At 72.6% G+C, this 15,427-nt stretch carries 13 protein-coding genes; 6 read left to right on the top strand and 7 right to left on the bottom strand.

What is annotated here, in order from left to right; genetic code table 11:
• The first annotated feature begins 168 nt into the window (after positions 1 to 168).
• The 3 genes from IW249_RS27055 (at position 169) to IW249_RS27040 (ending at position 2,774) form a co-directional block, all read left to right on the top strand.
• Positions 169 to 1,395 (top strand): hypothetical protein, encoded by a 1,227-nt coding sequence (locus IW249_RS27055; protein ID WP_196923328.1) that lies wholly within the window; start codon positions 169 to 171, stop codon positions 1,393 to 1,395.
• 363 nt (positions 1,396 to 1,758) lie between these two features.
• Positions 1,759 to 2,331 (top strand): GNAT family N-acetyltransferase, encoded by a 573-nt coding sequence (locus IW249_RS27045; protein ID WP_196923327.1) that lies wholly within the window; start codon positions 1,759 to 1,761, stop codon positions 2,329 to 2,331.
• A gap of 29 nt (positions 2,332 to 2,360) precedes the next feature.
• Positions 2,361 to 2,774 (top strand): type II toxin-antitoxin system Phd/YefM family antitoxin, encoded by a 414-nt coding sequence (locus IW249_RS27040; protein WP_196923326.1) that lies wholly within the window; start codon positions 2,361 to 2,363, stop codon positions 2,772 to 2,774.
• A gap of 260 nt (positions 2,775 to 3,034) precedes the next feature.
• Here the strand turns inward: IW249_RS27040 and IW249_RS27035 are convergent, their stop codons facing one another.
• The 7 genes from IW249_RS27035 to IW249_RS27005 all read right to left on the bottom strand — a co-directional run bounded on the left by IW249_RS27035 (position 3,035) and on the right by IW249_RS27005 (position 10,094).
• Entirely contained in the window at positions 3,035 to 4,102 is a 1,068-nt protein-coding gene (locus tag IW249_RS27035; RefSeq protein WP_196923325.1) for an ABC transporter ATP-binding protein, read from the bottom strand.
• Positions 4,099 to 4,935 (bottom strand): ABC transporter permease, encoded by an 837-nt coding sequence (locus IW249_RS27030; RefSeq protein ID WP_196923324.1) that lies wholly within the window; start codon positions 4,933 to 4,935, stop codon positions 4,099 to 4,101. The genes IW249_RS27035 and IW249_RS27030 overlap by 4 nt, the downstream gene beginning before the upstream one ends.
• Positions 4,932 to 5,723 carry a molybdate ABC transporter substrate-binding protein gene (gene modA / locus IW249_RS27025; RefSeq protein ID WP_196923323.1) on the bottom strand — a complete coding sequence of 264 codons (792 nt, stop codon included), beginning with the start codon at positions 5,721 to 5,723 and terminating at the stop codon, positions 4,932 to 4,934. The genes IW249_RS27030 and modA overlap by 4 nt, the downstream gene beginning before the upstream one ends.
• Positions 5,724 to 5,863: 140 nt before the next feature.
• Complete coding sequence (locus IW249_RS27020) at positions 5,864 to 6,286, bottom strand: TOBE domain-containing protein (protein ID WP_196923322.1); 423 nt, start codon at positions 6,284 to 6,286, stop codon at positions 5,864 to 5,866.
• Between the two features lie 523 nt (positions 6,287 to 6,809).
• Positions 6,810 to 7,202 carry an SCO5389 family protein gene (locus tag IW249_RS27015; RefSeq protein WP_179783419.1) on the bottom strand — a complete coding sequence of 131 codons (393 nt, stop codon included), beginning with the start codon at positions 7,200 to 7,202 and terminating at the stop codon, positions 6,810 to 6,812.
• Between the two features lie 128 nt (positions 7,203 to 7,330).
• A complete protein-coding gene (smpB, locus tag IW249_RS27010) occupies positions 7,331 to 7,822 on the bottom strand; it encodes an SsrA-binding protein SmpB (protein WP_124822617.1) in 492 nt (163 codons plus the stop codon).
• Between the two features lie 43 nt (positions 7,823 to 7,865).
• Positions 7,866 to 10,094, bottom strand: coding sequence for a hypothetical protein (locus IW249_RS27005; protein WP_196923321.1), 2,229 nt, complete (start codon positions 10,092 to 10,094; stop codon positions 7,866 to 7,868).
• A gap of 150 nt (positions 10,095 to 10,244) precedes the next feature.
• On the opposite strand from IW249_RS27005, the gene IW249_RS27000 reads away from it, so the two are divergent.
• From IW249_RS27000 to IW249_RS26990, 3 genes are all read left to right on the top strand, one after another.
• On the top strand, positions 10,245 to 11,903 hold the full coding sequence (locus IW249_RS27000; RefSeq protein WP_196923320.1) for an NAD(P)/FAD-dependent oxidoreductase: 1,659 nt from the start codon (positions 10,245 to 10,247) through the stop codon (positions 11,901 to 11,903).
• A gap of 43 nt (positions 11,904 to 11,946) precedes the next feature.
• Complete coding sequence (locus IW249_RS26995; protein ID WP_196923319.1) at positions 11,947 to 13,404, top strand: ATP-binding protein; 1,458 nt, start codon at positions 11,947 to 11,949, stop codon at positions 13,402 to 13,404.
• A 75-nt stretch (positions 13,405 to 13,479) separates the two neighbouring features.
• Positions 13,480 to 15,423 carry an ABC transporter ATP-binding protein gene (locus tag IW249_RS26990; RefSeq protein ID WP_196924978.1) on the top strand — a complete coding sequence of 648 codons (1,944 nt, stop codon included), beginning with the start codon at positions 13,480 to 13,482 and terminating at the stop codon, positions 15,421 to 15,423.
• Positions 15,424 to 15,427 lie beyond the last annotated feature (4 nt).

Raw genomic sequence — 15,427 nt, 5'->3', positions numbered from 1 at the left:
CGCGCTCCCTGCTCACCGCCATGATTGAGGTGCGGCGTCCACCCGTTATGGGCAGAATGTCACACTTGGCGATAGCTGGTCCTCGCTTCGGCGTGGGCGTGGCGGCGTACCACGAGAAGAGCGACCCCCGCGCGGCCCGCGGACCGGGGAAGCGGGGAAGCGGGGCGGATGGACCGGTGGCGGAGCGGCGCGGCGGCGCTGGCCGCCCGGGCGGTCGCGGCCGGCCGCGGCGGAGCGCGCCTGGCCCGTCGGGTGCCGGCACCCTGGCCGTACGTCATCGGCCTGTTCCTCGGCGCGAAGCTGCTGCTCACAGTGCTCGGGCTTCTGGTCCTGCACGCCTGGGACGGCGTCCCCGGGGCCCCGCCGGCGGACGAGGCGTTGATGTGGGCGCAACAGCGGGAGATCTCCGGACACCGGTGGATCTCCTTCTGGTTCGCCTGGGACTCGCTGCTCTACCTGCGGCTGAGCACCCTGCCCCTGACCGAGCCCTGGCGAGACTTCGGCTTCCCCCTGCTGTACCCGTTCCTGGCCCGGCCGGTCGGCGCGCTGCTCGGCGGCGACAACGCCCTGGCCCTGCTACTGATCAGCAACGTCGCGTTCCTGCTGGCGCTCTGGTACGGCCACCGGCTGGCCGAGTTGCTGCTCGGTGACGCGCACGCGGCCCGCCGGTTCACCAGGTACCTGGTGCTGCTGCCGACCGCGTTCCTGTTCCAGGCCGCGCTGACCGAGTCGCTCTTCGTCTGCCTCGCGCTGGCCGCCTTCTACTACGCCGAGCGACACCGGTGGCTGCTGGTCGGTGTGATCGGCTACTTCCTGGCCATGAGCCGGTCCGTCGGCCTGCTCGTGGTGCTGCCGCTGGCCCTGGTGCTCCTCCGGCAGCACGACTGGCGGCTCGGGCCGCGCGCCCTGCTCGGCTACCTCCGGATCGGCTGGCCGCTGCTGCTGCTCCCCGCCGGGTGGTTCACCTTCATGGCGTACTGCCGGTGGCGGGGTGGGGACTGGTTCGCCTATCAGCACGCCCAACAGACCGGGTGGGGCATCAAGGTGCAGAACCCCGTACCGGTGCTGCTGAACGGGTTGACCGGTGAGCCGCGCGACGCCGCCCGGATGTGGTTCGCCGTGGCCGTCCTGGCCGTGCTGGTCGCGGGGTTCCGCCGCCGGGAGCTGGCTTATCTGGTGTACGGCGTCCTCATGGTGCTGGTGCCGCTGTCGATGGGCCCGCCGGTGTACAAGAGCCTGCTGCGCTACCTGCTCGCCGCCTTCCCGGTGGCGCTGGTGCTGGCCCGCTGGGCCCGCCACGCCAGCGTCGACGTGTGGCTGACCGCGACGCTCGCCCTGGTGCAGGGCGTGTTGTTCGTACTCTGGCTCAGCTACTGGACCCACATGATCATCTGATTGGGCCTGCCGTCGGCCGGGCAACATGGAGGAGATGACCGAGCCACGGGTACGCCTCGACGACCTGGGCGCCTGGCTGATCAAGGGCAACGCGGACCTGGTCGACCTCGCCGCCCGGTTCAACCGTGAGCCACTGGTCCCGAGCTGATGCGTACGCCCCGGCTACCGGGCGCTGTTGATGCGCCCCGGGCAGCCGGTGGTCTTCTGGGCCAGCGGCAGCCGGAGTCGACTGCCGTACGGGGTGTGGGGCGTCGGACGCCGCGCTGCAGACCCACCTGCCGGCGTGAGCGTGAGGGCGGCGTGCCTCGACCAACGTGTCTGTGCGAGCCTGCTAGCGACGAAGCGCACTGAGTGGAGGCCCCGGTGTTCGCCCTGCCGCTGACCGAGGACGTCGAGCTGCGCCCGCTGGAGCCGTGGCGGGCCGAGGAGTTCCTCACCCACCTCGATCGGGCCCGCGAGCACATCCAGCCCTGGGTGTCACCGTCCTTCGTCGCCACCGACCTGCCGTCGGCCCGTGCCGTGTTGCGGCGCTACGCCGACCTCTGGGCCAAAGACAGCGGCGGCATCTGGGGGCTGTGGTGGCGGGGCACCCTCGTCGGCGGGGTCATGTTCGTGTCGTTCGACGTGACCCGGGGCGTCTGCGAGGTCGGCTGCTGGGTGGAACCGGCCGCGCAGGGCAAGGGCATGGTCGCCCCGGCGGTGCGACGGATCGTCGACTGGGCGGTGCGCGAGCGCGGCATCCAGCGGGTGGAGTGGCGCACCAACGCCGACAACACCCGCAGCAAGGCCCTCGCCAACCGGCTCGGCCTGCGCCTGGACGGCACGCTCCGCCAGGTCAGCCCCGGTCCGCACGGTCGGATCGATCTTGAGGTCTGGTCGGTGCTGGCCGACGAGTGGCCCGGCGCGCACGCACCGTCCACTGACGACAGCGAATAGTTGTCATACCCGCGCGGCACCATGCATCCATGGCCGTCCCCGCGCTCACCCCTCATACCGACCCGCCGCGTTCCGTGCCGCTGCGTGAGGCGCGCACCCGGTTCAGCCAGCTCGTCGCGCTGGCCGAGCTGACCGACGCGGTCACCGTCGTCACCCGCGACGGCGATCCCCGCCCGGTCGCCGCGATCGTCCCCGCCGCAGCCGCCCGCAGCGGCGCGCAGGCCCGCGCCGACGCCGACCGGCTCGCCACGGTCACTGCCGGCTGGGCCCGCCGCCTGGAAGAGCAGCACCGACGAAGCAGCCAGCGACACGCCGCCGAGCTGGGCGCGGTCCGCGCGGCATTGGCCGAGGCGTGGGCCGAGCTGGATCGCCGGGTCGTCCCGGGCAGCGACCCGACGCTGGCCCGTCTGCGCGCCGCACACGCCGACCTGCTCGCCGGCTGACCCGCGTCCGCGCCCGCGCCGCCTGGCCGCACCGGCTGAGGCGGATGCCGCGCTGCCTGTGTGGTGGCGGTGCCTGTGTGGCGGTGTCGTGCCGGCTGCCGGGGTCCGCGTTGGCGCGGCGAGCCGCTCGGTGTCCGCGCGAGCCTGCGCGCCGCTGCGGGCCGGCGTCCGTGCGGGTCGGCGTCTGCGCGGGCCGGCATGCATGCGGGTCGGCGTCTGTGCGGGCCGGCATGCGTGCGGGTCGGCGGCGTTCGTGCGGGTCAGCCGTTGGCCGGGTACGCGTGGGTCTCGGTCGCCTTGACCGCCGCCCAGACCCGCTGCCCGGGGATGAGCCGCAGCTGGGCGGCGGCGGCCGGCGTGACGTCAGCGGCCACCCCGATCGGCCCGTCCAGTTGCACCCGCACGTTGTCACCGTGGCGCTGGACGCCAGCGACTGTGCCCACCCAGGTGTTGCGCGGGCTGCCCTCCGGCCGGGCCGGATGCAGCGCCACCGCGGCCGGGCGGAACGCCACGAACGCCTCGCCGTCCAACCGGTCGGCGACAGTGAGGGTCAGCTCCGGCGAAACCCGCACCCCGTGACCGTCGGCGCGACCCCGGTACAGATTCAACCCCACCAGCCGGGCGACGTAGTCGGTGCGTGGGCGGGCGGTGACGCTCGGCCCGTCGCCCTCCTGCACCACCCGGCCACCCTCCACGATGACCAGACGGTCGGCCAACGCCAGCGCGTCGAGCGGGTCGTGAGTGACCAGCACCGTCGCACCCGCGTGCGCGGACAGGTGCCGGTGCAGCTCCGCGCGGGTGTCCAACCGGGTGCGGGCGTCCAGTGCGGCGAGCGGCTCGTCCAACAGCAGCAGCGACGGTGCCACGGCCAGCGCGCGGGCCAGCGCCACCCGCTGCGCCTGACCGCCGGAGAGCTGCCGGGGTCGGCGCTGCGCCTGCGCGTCGAGCCCCACCCGACCCAGCCACTCCCGCGCCGTGGCGCGGGCGGCCCGCCGCCCGACGCCGTGCCGGCGCGGCCCGAAAGCCACGTTGTCCAACGCGCTGAGGTGCGGAAAGAGCAGGTAGTCCTGGAAGACCACGCCGATCGACCGGCGTTCGGTGGGCACCCAGCCGCCGGTCGCCGGGCGGTCCAGGTCGACGCCGTCGAGGGTGACGTGCCCGTCGGTGAGGGGATGCAACCCGGCCAGCGCCCGCAGCGCTGTGGTCTTGCCGGCGCCGTTCGGGCCGAGCAGCGCCACCACCTCGCCCGGCGCGACCCGCAACGGCACGTCGAGCCGGAAGGTGCCCCGGTCGACGACGAGCCGCGCGTCGAGAAGCGGGTCGCTCATGCGGTGGTCATCCAGCGATCCCGCAACGCGACCAGGATGCCCACCGACACCACGAGCAGCACCAGGCTGAGCACGATCGCGGACTCCAGGTCCGTCTCCAACGCCAGGTAGACGGCGAGCGGCATGGTCTGCGTCCGTCCGGGATAGTTGCCGGCGAAGGTGATGGTGGCACCGAACTCGCCGAGCGCCCGCGCCCAGCAGAGCACCGCCCCGGCGGCCAGACCGGGTGCCACCAACGGCAGCGTGACATGGGTGAAGGTGGTCCACCGGCTGGCGCCCAACGTCGCCGCGGCCTCCTCGTAGCGGTGGTCGGCGGCACGTAGCGCACCCTCCACGGCGATGACCAGGAACGGCATGGCGACGAACGACTCGGCCAGCACGACACCCGTGGTCGTGAAGGGCAGGGTGACGCCGAACGTGGTGTCGAGCCAGCCACCGAGCAGGCCACGCCGGCCGAAGACCAGCAACAGCGCCACCCCACCGACCACCGGCGGCAGCACCAGCGGCACGGTGACCAATGCGCGTACCAGTCGACGGCCCGGAAACTCGACCCGGGCCAGCAGCCAGGCGAGCGGCACCCCGAGCAGCAGGCAGAGCGCGGTGGCCAGGGTGGCGGTCTGCACCGACAACCGCAGGGCGGTCAACGCGCCCGGCTCGGTGAGCCGCTCCGGCAGCGTCGTCCACGGTGCCCGGATCAACAGCCCCGCCAACGGCAGGACGAGGAACAGCAACCCCAGCCCGGCGGGGATCAGCAGCGCGGCCGGCACCCGCCCCCGCCGTCGGCGGGTGGCCGGGCGCCCCCGGGGTGCGTCGTGGTCGCGGACCTGCGTCACGGAACCTGGAACCCCGCCTCGGCGAGGACCGCCTGCCCCGGCGCCGAGCGGACGTACGCGACGAAGGCCCGTGCGCCGTTCGGATTCGGCCCACCCTTCAACGCGACGATCGGGTAGTCGTTTACCGCCCGCGCCGACTCGGGGAACTCCACGCCGGTCACGTCGGCGCTCGCCGCCCGCGTGTCCGTGCGGTAGACCAGTGCCGCGTCGACCTCGCCGAGCTTCACCTTGGCGAGCGCGCCCTTGACGTCCCGCTCCAGGGTGACAGGCGTCAGCGCGACGCCGGCCGCGTCCAGAGCGGTGCGGGCCGCCGCGCCGCAGGGCACCTGAGCGGCGCAGAGCGCCACCTTCACACCCGGGCTGGTCAGGTCGGCCAGGCCGGCCACTGCCTTCGGGTTGCCCCGGGGCACCGCGATCACCAGCTGGTTGCGGGCGAAGACGCTCGGCGTGCCGTCGGCGTCACCCGCCTCGACGACAGTGGTCATGTTCGCCGGGGCGGCCGAGGCGAACACGTCCGCCGGCGCGCCCTGGGTGATCTGGTTGGCCAGGGCGGAACTGCCGGCGACGTTGAGGGTCACGCGACTGCCCGGGTTGGCGGCCTCGAAGTCCTTCCCGATGCGGGTGAACGACTCGGTCAACGAGGCGGCCGCGAACACGGTCACCGTGCCGGTCACCCGGCCGTCGCCGCTGCCACCGGCCGTCCGGTCGTCGACCGCGCCGCAGCCGGCCACCGCCAGGCCGGCCGCCACCAGGACAGCCACCGCCGTACGCCTGCTCCGAGCGTTCATCCGCCCGGCCGTCCGTGCGTTCGTCCGCGCGGCCGTTCCCGTGTTCGTCCGCCCGGTCGTCCCCGTGTTCGTCCGCGCGCCCATTCCCGGGTTCGCCCGCCCGGTCGTGCCCGTGTTCGTCCGCGCGCCCGTTCCCGTGTTCATCCGGCCGACCGTCCCCGCGCCGGGGCGGGTGCGGCCCGCTCCACCACGACCGTGGTCGACTTGATCACCGCGACGGCGACCGACCCGACCCGCAGGTCGAGGTCGTCGACGGCCTCCCGGCTCATCAGCGATACGACCCGGAACGGGCCCGCCTGGATGTCGACCTGGGCCATCACCGTGTCCTTACGAACGTCGACGACGATGCCGCGCAACCGGTTGCGGGCCGAGGAGAGCTCGGCGCCCGCGTCCGGGTCGGCGGCCTGAGCGCGGGCGAACGCCGCCAGGTCGACGCCGTCGACGACCCGGTGGCCGTGCTCGTCGCGCCCGGCCGTCAGGCGCCCGGCGTCCACCCAGCGGCGAATGGTGTCGGCGCTGACGCCGAGCAGGTCGGCCGCCTCCCCGATCCGGTACGTCGTCACCCGCTCACCTTAACGCCCGCATTTGCCATGGCGGAAGGTCGGGATCGGCGGCAGCCGCGCAGACAAACGGGCGTCAAGGCCGGCAGTTGCGTCTCCCGGTTCTGTCTCAGGAAGCCGGCGAGCCCCTCAGGCGGTCCGCAAGATCGTGCTCGAACCAGGAAGTAGTGGTGTCGGTGTATCGATGAGGCCGCTACATCCTGGTTCGAGCACGATCTTGGCGTGGGCCGTGGGCCGTGGGCCGTGGGCCGTGGGCCGGGGGTGCCCCAAACTCGCTCCCGGCCGGTCGGACGCGATGGCCGCTTTCAAGATCCGCGCAATATCAGGGATGTTGCTGTCTCATTGGGCGTCGGAGGCAGCAACATCCGGGAAGTTGCGTAGATCTTGGCGCGGGGCGCGGGGCGCGGGATGCGGGGGTGCCAGGCGTCGTGGGGCAAAGGCGTGGTCGGGCAGGGCGTGGGGTTCGGGGCGAGCCGGGTGTGGGGATGTGGGGCGGGCGGGCTCGCGGGAGCCCGCCCGCCGTGGATCAGCAGTTGCGGAGTTCGGGGGACTGGTTGAGCAGTTGGCCGCGGGTCGACACGAAGCGGCGGTAGCGCTCCCCGTCGACGGCCGACGGGCGGAACGCGGCGACGCGGTGGCAGTTCTGGAACGCCAGGCGTACGCCGAAGTGCCGTTCCAGGCCGGCGCGGATCGCGTCGCTGGCCAGGGCCCGGAGCAGTTGCCCCCGGTCGGCGTCGGTGGGCGGCGGGACGACGTTGTCGGCCAGGTCGTCGTCGCCGGCCTCCAGCTCGGCGACCACCCGGCTCACCGTGGCCCAGGCGTACGGGAGTGAGTCACGGACGCAGGCGATGAACGCCTCGTCGTCGATGGGGCCGCGTTCGGCGGCGTCGAGCAGGGCGGGCGGGACAGTGAGCGACATGGTTCTCCTCCGCGTCGGCTAATGATTACCGTTTTCATTAACGGTGTCGACTGAGCAGACCACGTCATCGCAGGGACGTCAACGACCCGCAGGGCGTGCCGCGTGAAAGAACCGCGATCAGAAGGAGGTCAGGGCCTGCGGGGGTGGCCCTTGAGGTGTCGGCCCAGCTCGCGGGCGATCTCCCGGTTGGCGTCGCGCTCGGCCAGCGTCTGCCGCTTGTCGTAGGAGCGCTTGCCCTTGGCGAGAGCCAACTCGACCTTGGCGTAGCCGTTCTCGAAGTACATCGACAGCGGGACCAGGGTCACCCCACCCTCGCGGACCTTGTCCAGGATCCGGTCGATCTCGGCGCGGTGCAGCAGCAGCTTGCGGTTGCGGCGCGGTGCGTGGTTGGTCCACGTGCCGTAGGTGTACTCGGCGATGTGCAGGCCGTACAGCACGATCTCGCCGTCGCGTTCGTGCGCGAACGCGTCCACCAGCGAGGCCCGCCCCTCGCGCAGCGACTTCACCTCGGTGCCGACCAGCACGATGCCCGCCTCGTATGTGCGCAGCACCGTGTACTCGTGCCGGGCCTTCTTGTTGGAGGCGATCAACCGGCGTGCGGGCGGCTTGGACGGGGTCACCAGGCGACGATATCGGGCCGCCGGGGCGGTCGTAGCGGCCGGCTCAGCCGCGCGCCGGGCGTAGTCGCGCGGTCAGGTCCCGTACCGCGTCCGCGAACGCCTCCTGCGACTCACACGGCCAGTGTCCCAGGATCGGTGGGGGAACGCTGTCGCTGGGCGCTGGCACCACGTCCTGCGGGTCGGTCAACCGCCGGTCCACCGTCGCGGCCGGCCCGGTCAGCGTCTCGGCCTCCCCGGGTCGGTGCGAGGCGAAGATCCATCCGCCGATCGGGTCGGTGTCGCGCCACAGGTTGATCCAGCGCCAGCCGATCCGTTCGCCGATCTCGCGCAGCGCCGGCTCGTCGGCGTACGCCGGAAACAGCCGGGAGTACAGCCGGCCCAGCGGTGACCCGTAGGTCAGCAGGGCGACCCGCTCGGTGATCCGGGTGGGCAGTTGCAGGACCGTGGCGGCCAGCAGCACCGAGCCGTGGCTGTGCCCGGCCAGCAGCACCCCCTGCCCCTGCTCCACCAGGTAGGTGATCCGCTTGGCCAACTCCGGCACGGCCCGCTCGGCGTAGCAGGGCGGCGCGAACGGGTGCGCCGCCCGGGGCCAGAAGGTTCCCAGATCCCAGAGCACCCCCACGTACCGACGGAACTGCGCCGTCCGGTACGCGAAGATGCCGCCCACCACGAGGCCGAGCAGGATCGCGGCGATCGCGTAGCTACCCGAGCCGATCAGAAAGTTGACCATGCCTTCCGGCACTCCGAGGTAGCGCTGCGCCACGTCGCCCGGTAGGAGCTGGAGCAGGCCGAGCAGGCTGGTGGCCAGGCCGAGCGCCGCCAGGCAGGCGTACACCACGGAGAGCGGTTCCAACCGTTCGGTGAAGCGGGCCCGGGCCACCGCCTGCTCGACCCGCCGCAGCCGGTCCGCCGCCTGCGGCGGGGCGTCCGGAAAGTCGGCGGCCACGATCGCCCGCGCGGCCCGTCGCCGCCCGCGCCGGGTCATCCTGGTGACCAGGCCGGCCACCAGCAGGGCGGTCACCACCGCCAGGAAAAACCCGAAGATCGCCCACTTGTACGCCAGGGGAGGGCTGGTCTCCAGGCCGTCCGCGGTCGTGCCGCCGCGATCGAGCAGGTCCGCCACCCGGTAGACCAGCTCGGCGGAGAACGCCACGGCGAGCCCGGCCGAGATCGTCATGAAGACCGGCACTCCCAGCGCGCGCATCGGTGACCTGCGCTGCCCGCCACCCCGCCGCCAGATCACCAGCGCGGCGAGCACGGCCACCAGCACGGTCTGGCTGACGAACAGCCAGGCCACGATCGCGCCGTAACCGGGCAGCGCACCGCCCTGCGGCCACGGCGCCGGGCTGATGACGACGTGCACGATCACCAGCATCGTCAGGCCGCAGGCGATGGTGCGCAGCCCACGGAAGACGCCGTCCACCCGAGGCGACGGGTCGGTGCGGTCGATGCTCGGCACCACGGTGACCAGGGCCAGGCAGCTCAGCAGCACCGCTCCGGTGGCCGTCAGCAGGATCACCATCACCCACGAGCGGTGCTGGCTGGCTCGCGCGGCCAGCAGGCTGGCGCTCAGCGTGGCGAACGCCGCCGCGACGTGGACCGAGCGCAACCGGCCCACCAGCGGCTCGCCGTCCCACTGGCCGACGGCGCTCAACTGGTGCTTCGACGTCGGCGCCGACGGCGTTCGGAACGCGTCGAACGAGTGGCCCGGGCGAGCGCCCAACCACCAGAGGAGCCCGATGGCGGCGACGGGCACGAGCGCCAGCACACCCAGACGCAGCCCGGTCGGGCGCCCGCCGAGCCAGGACAGCCAGCTCCGGCCGGCCAGGCACGACGGGGTGTCCATGCAGCGCCACGCGATCAGGTCCAGCGCCACCCCGACGATGGAGAGCACGTAGAGCGCGGTGAGAGTGAGGGCCAGTACCCGGCACAGCGCCAGGATGGTGTGCTTCGCGGCACGGTTCGCCGGGCGCATCCAGAACGCCACGTTGCAGAGCATGAACGGCAGCAGGAAGACCAGCGACAGCGTCCGGACGGCCGTGCCGGACGGCAGGTCACTCCACCGGTACGCCTCCAGCGTCACCCCGTCCGTCCCGGTGGAGTCCGGATAGCCGGGGCGCGGTCGGTAGAACCCTCCGCTGCGGTCCCCGGCGACCTGGTACACGTACGGCCGGTCCAGCACCTGGTCCGCCCCCGCGCCGGAGACACCGTGCACCCGCAACTCGACGATTCCGCTCGACGGCGTCGGTGCGGTCGGTGTCGCGTCCGCCATGGGCCCCCCGAGGTGTGCGCGGCAACCGGGCGGGTCGTCGATGTCCGGCCACCCGCGCGGCTCCCCGGCTTACCCATCCCCGAGGCGGTCAACCGTGAGCCGGGTCCCGCGATGGTGCGGTCGACCCTCGACAGGTGATTTCATGGCGCCATGGCGAACCCGGTGATCCTGACCGTCGACGACGACCCCGTGGTGTCCCGGGCGGTGGCCCGGGACATCCGGCGCCGCTACGGCGACCGCTACCGGGTGTTGCGGGCGTCCTCTGGGCCGGAGGCGTTGGACGCGCTGCGCGAGGTCAAACTGCGCGGCGAACAGGTGGCGCTGCTGCTGGCCGACCACCGGATGCCGGAGATGACCGGCGTCGAGTTCCTGGAAGCGGCCATGGACATCTTCCCGGCCGCCCGTCGCGTGCTGCTCACCGCGTACGCGGACACCGACGCCGCGATCGAGGCCATCAACGTGGTCGACCTGGACCACTACCTGCTCAAGCCCTGGCATCCGCCGGAGGAGAAGCTGTACCCGGTGGTCGATGGGCTGCTGGAGGCGTGGGCGGTCACCCCGGACGCGGCCAGCGCGGAGATCCGGGTCGTCGGGCACCGCTGGTCGGCGCCGTCGTTCAAGGTCCGCGACTTCCTGGCCCGCAACCTGGTGCCGTACCGCTGGCTGTTGTCCGACGACCCGGAGGGCGTCCGGCTGCTCGACGCGGCCGGGGCCACCGAGGCGGACGTGCCGCTGGTGGTGACGCCCGAGGGCAAGGCGTTGGTGGCCCCGAGCGAGGCCGAGCTGGCCGCGCTGGCCGGGTTGACAGTGGTGCCGGCGTGCGACTTCTACGACCTGGTGGTGATCGGTGGTGGCCCCGCCGGTCTCGGCTCCGCCGTGTACGGCGCGTCGGAAGGGCTGCGCACCGTGCTCGTGGAGCGACGGGCGACCGGCGGTCAGGCCGGGCAGAGCAGCCGGATCGAGAACTACCTGGGCTTCCCGGACGGTGTCTCCGGCGCGCAGTTGACCGATCGGGCCCGGCGGCAGGCGGTCAAGTTCGGCGCGGAGCTGCTCAGCGCCCGGGAGGTGGTCGGTCTCAGCGAGGCCGGTGGCGCCCGGCTGCTGCGCTTCGGCGACGGGACCGAGATCGCCGCGCACACAGTGGTGCTGGCCACCGGTGTGTCGTACCGGGTGCTCGACGCCCCGGGCCTGGCCGACTTCACCGGCCGGGGCGTGTTCTACGGCGCCGCCGCCACCGAGGCGCCGAGCTGCGTCGAGCAGGACGTCTACATCGTCGGCGGGGCCAACTCCGCCGGCCAGGCGGCGGTCCACTTCTCCCGGTACGCGTCGAGGGTGCACCTGCTCATCCGTGGTGCGGACCTGACCGCCTCGATGTCGCGTTACCTGATCGACCAGCTGGAACGGATCGACCGGATCACCGTGCACCCGCACACCGCAGTGGTCGGCGGGGCCGGGGACGGTCACCTGGAACGGCTCACCCTCTGCGACACCCGCACCGGGGAGGCCCGCTCGGTCGACACCTCCTGGCTGTTCATCTTCATCGGCGCGGAGCCCCGCACCGACTGGCTGGACGGGGTGTTGGTCCGCGACGGGCGTGGGTTCATCGTGACCGGTCCGGATCTGCTCGCCGGGGGTCGGCGGCCGGCCGGTTGGTCGCTGTCGCGCGACCCGTACCACCTGGAGACCAGCGTTCCGGGCGTGTTCGCCGCCGGGGACGTACGGGCCGAGTCGGTCAAGCGGGTCGCCTCGGCCGTCGGCGAGGGCGCGATGGCCGTCTCGCTCGTGCACCGCTACCTGGAGGCCCAGTGAGCCGGTCCTGCGAGCCCCCGCAGTCGCGAAGTAAGGAGACCCAGTGAGCATCGAGTCTGATCGGCTGACACCTGCGGAGTTGCGCACCCTGTTTCTGTTCGAGTCCCTCGACGAGGGGCAACTCGAGTGGCTGGCCGAGCGGGGCCGGGTCGAGCAACGTGCGGGCGGCACCCTGGTGTACGCCGAGGGGGAGCCCGGGACCTGCTTCTTCGTGCTGCTGCGCGGCGCGGTGGCGCTGAGTCGCCAGGTGCGCGGTGACGATGTCGAGGTCAGCCGGACCGATCAGCGCGGGGTGTACGGCGGTGCCGTCCAGGCGTACCTGGGTGACCAGGTCGACCAGATCTACCGCAACAGCATGCGGGCGGTGGTCGACTCGGACTTCTTCGTGCTGCCGGCGGAGGACTTCGCGTATGCCCTGCGGTCCTGGTTCCCGATGCCCATGCATCTGTTGGAGGGGCTGTTCCTCGGCCTGCGGAACAGCCAGGCCATCGTGGGCGAGCGGGAGCGGCTGTTGGCCCTCGGTTCGCTGTCGGCGGGGTTGACCCACGAGCTGAACAACCCGGCCGCGGCGGCGGTGCGGGCCACGTCGGTGCTGCGGGACCGGGTCGCCGGGATGCGGCACAAGCTGGCGATGATCGCCGATGGGCGGCTCGACGGGAGCGCCCTCCATGGCCTGGTCGCGTTGCAGGAGGAGGCGGTGGCCCGGGTGGCCACCGCGCCGAAGTTGACTCCGATGGCCACCGCCGACGCCGAGGACACCCTCACCGACTGGCTGGAGGAGCACGGGGTCGGCGGGGCCTGGGACCTGGCGCCGATCCTGGTCGGCGGTGGGCTCGACGCAGCCTGGTTGGCGCAGGTGAAGGCCGCGGTCGGGGCCGCGGACCTGGAGGCGGCGGTGCGCTGGCTCACCTACACCGTCGACACCGAGCTGTTGATGCGCGAGATCGGCGACGCGGTCACCCGGATCTCCGGGCTCGTGGACGCCGCCAAGCAGTACTCGCAGCTGGATCGCGCGCCGCACCGGGTGGTGGACGTGCACGACCTGCTCGACGCCACGCTGGTGATGTTCAAGGGCAAGATTCCCGCCGAGGTCAAGCTGGTCCGCGAGTACGACAGGGGCCTCCCACCGGTCCCGGCGTACGCGGCCGAGCTGAACCAGGTGTGGACCAACCTGATCGACAACGCGTTGGGCGCGATGGGGGAGAAGGGTGTGCTGACCGTCCGCACCGGACGGGTCGGCGACCAGTTGACGGTGGAGATCACCGACACCGGGCCGGGCATCCCGCCGGAGGTGCGTCCGCGCATCTTCGAGCCGTTCTTCACCACGAAGCCGGTCGGCGCGGGCACCGGACTGGGGCTGGACATCTCGTACCGGATCGTGGTGCACAAACACCACGGCGACATCCGGGTGGAGACCGAGCCCGGCCGCACCACCTTCCGGGTCCTGCTGCCGATCACCGAGGGGCCACCGGACGGGCCTCACGACGCGCCGACTACCTAGAGACAGTGGGCGGTCGCGGGCAGTAGTCTCGGGCGGCGTTCGTGATCCCCGTCCCGAGGAGGGTCAGTGGAGTCGATGGCCCGCCAGCGCGCCGCCGCTGAGGACGACGACCAGCCGGGCGAGCCGCAGGCCGGCACGATGCTGCCGGAGCTGGAGGAGCGCGAGTGGTTACACCACGCGCAGGAGTTCGCCCACACCAGCTTCTGGGCAGTGGCCCGACGGCTGCCCCGGCTGGTCCGCGAGGCGGTCGGGCTGGCCTGGGCCACCAACCGTCGGGACACGGTTGCCTCCATCGGCCTGAACGTCGCCGCCGGGGTGATGACCACGTTCGGCCTGCTCGCCACGACCAGCGTGCTGCGCGAGCTGTTCGCCGCCGGCCCCACCCCGGATCGGGTACGCGCGGCGCTGCCGGCGCTGGTCGTGGCGGCGGCGGCGGTGTCGGCACGCGGCGGCCTGGCGATCGCGGCCGGTTGGGCACAGGCCCGACTGACCCCACAGATCAACTATCAGGTGGAGCTGCGGCTGTTCGAGGCCACCACAGCGGTGGAACTGGCCGCGTTCGACGACGCCGGCTTCGCCGAGGAGATGGACCGGGCCCGCGACCGGGGGATGGCGGAGGCCGCGTACATCGTCGACCACACGGTCAACCTGGTCACCGGCGTGGTCGGCATGCTCGCCACCGCCGTCGCGGTGACAGTCATCCAACCGTTGCTGCTGCCCTGCCTGCTACTCGCCGCGATTCCCCAGGCGATCACCGCGGTACGGATGGCCCGCCGCGAATACCTGGCGATGCTGGCCCGGATCACCAGGCAGCGTCGGATGTGGATGCTGGCCCACCTGATGGCCAACCGGCACACCGCCGCCGAGGTGCGCGCGTACCAGATGCGCGACTTCCTGCTGACCGAGTACCGCGGCGTCATGGCCGTCGAGACCCGCGCCCAGCTGCGGCTGGTGAGGGCCCAGACCGGCACGCGGGTGGTCGGCGCGACGGTGGCGGGCCTGGCCACCTTCGGCGTGTACGCGGTCCTCGGCGGTCTCCTTCTGGGCGGGATGGTCGCCCTCGCCGCCGCGGCGACGGCCCTGCTCGCCCTGCAGTCCGCGCGGACCAGCCTCGGCGTGGCGGTCATCGCCACCAACTCGCTCTACGAGGACGCCCTCTACTACCAGGACTACCGGGACTTCCTGGCCCGCGCCCACGCCCGGGTGCCGGTCGGCGGCGACCGGGTGGCCGACGCGGTCCGTCTGATCGAGGCGGACGAGGTGAGCCTGAGCTACCCGGACACCGACACCCCGGCGGTGGATCGGGTCAGCCTGACCATCCGGCGCGGAGAGGTGATCGCACTCGTCGGTGAGAACGGCTCCGGAAAGACCACCCTGGCCAAGCTGATCGCCGGGCTGTACCGGCCCACCGGTGGGGTGATCCGCTGGGACGGCGTCGACGCCGTCGAGCTGGACCCACACGCCCTGGGCAGTCAGGTGGCGGTGATGACCCAGGAGTACTGGAAGTTCCCGTTCACCGCTGGGCAGAACATCCGCGTCGGACGGCACGACCGTCCGCCGGGGCGCTCCGGCCCCACGATTCAGGAAGCGGCCGGCGCGGCCGCCGCCCACGACATGATCATTGGTTTGCCGCACAGCTACGACACCCTGCTGGACCGCGAATTCAAGGACGGCCACGAATTGTCCGGCGGGCAGTGGCAGCGGTTGGTCGCCGCCCGGGGCCTCTACCGCGACGCCGCCCTGCTGATCTGTGACGAACCCTCGGCCGCCCTGGACGCCCGCGCCGAACACGCCCTGTTCCAACACCTGCGCCGCCACCCCGACCGGGCGGTCGTCCTGATCACCCACCGGCTGGCCAACGTCCGGCACGCGGACCGGATCCTCGTGATGGGGCGGGGCCGCCTCGTCCAGCAGGGCAGTCACGACGAGCTGATGGCGGCCGGCGGCCTCTACCGGGAGCTGTTCGAACTCCAGGCCAGCGGCTACCTGACCGGCGCCGACGAGACCCGCCCCCGCTGACAGC

The sequence above is a fragment of the Micromonospora vinacea genome, assembly GCF_015751785.1.
Taxonomy (GTDB): Bacteria; Actinomycetota; Actinomycetes; order Mycobacteriales; family Micromonosporaceae; genus Micromonospora; species Micromonospora vinacea.
This window is presented reverse-complemented; position numbering and strand designations above follow the sequence as displayed.

Excerpts from the sequence above, each read along its gene's own strand:
- IW249_RS27055 (WP_196923328.1), top strand. The coding sequence starts at position 169 with ATGGACCGGTGGCGGAGCGGCGCGGCGGCGCTGGCCGCCCGGGCGGTC.
- IW249_RS27040 (WP_196923326.1), top strand. The coding sequence starts at position 2,361 with ATGGCCGTCCCCGCGCTCACCCCTCATACCGACCCGCCGCGTTCCGTG.
- IW249_RS27035 (WP_196923325.1), bottom strand. The coding sequence starts at position 4,102 with ATGAGCGACCCGCTTCTCGACGCGCGGCTCGTCGTCGACCGGGGCACC.
- modA (WP_196923323.1), bottom strand. The coding sequence starts at position 5,723 with ATGAACGCTCGGAGCAGGCGTACGGCGGTGGCTGTCCTGGTGGCGGCC.
- IW249_RS27015 (WP_179783419.1), bottom strand. The coding sequence starts at position 7,202 with ATGTCGCTCACTGTCCCGCCCGCCCTGCTCGACGCCGCCGAACGCGGC.
- IW249_RS27005 (WP_196923321.1), bottom strand. The coding sequence starts at position 10,094 with ATGGCGGACGCGACACCGACCGCACCGACGCCGTCGAGCGGAATCGTC.
- IW249_RS27000 (WP_196923320.1), top strand. The coding sequence starts at position 10,245 with ATGGCGAACCCGGTGATCCTGACCGTCGACGACGACCCCGTGGTGTCC.
- IW249_RS26990 (WP_196924978.1), top strand. The coding sequence starts at position 13,480 with ATGGCCCGCCAGCGCGCCGCCGCTGAGGACGACGACCAGCCGGGCGAG.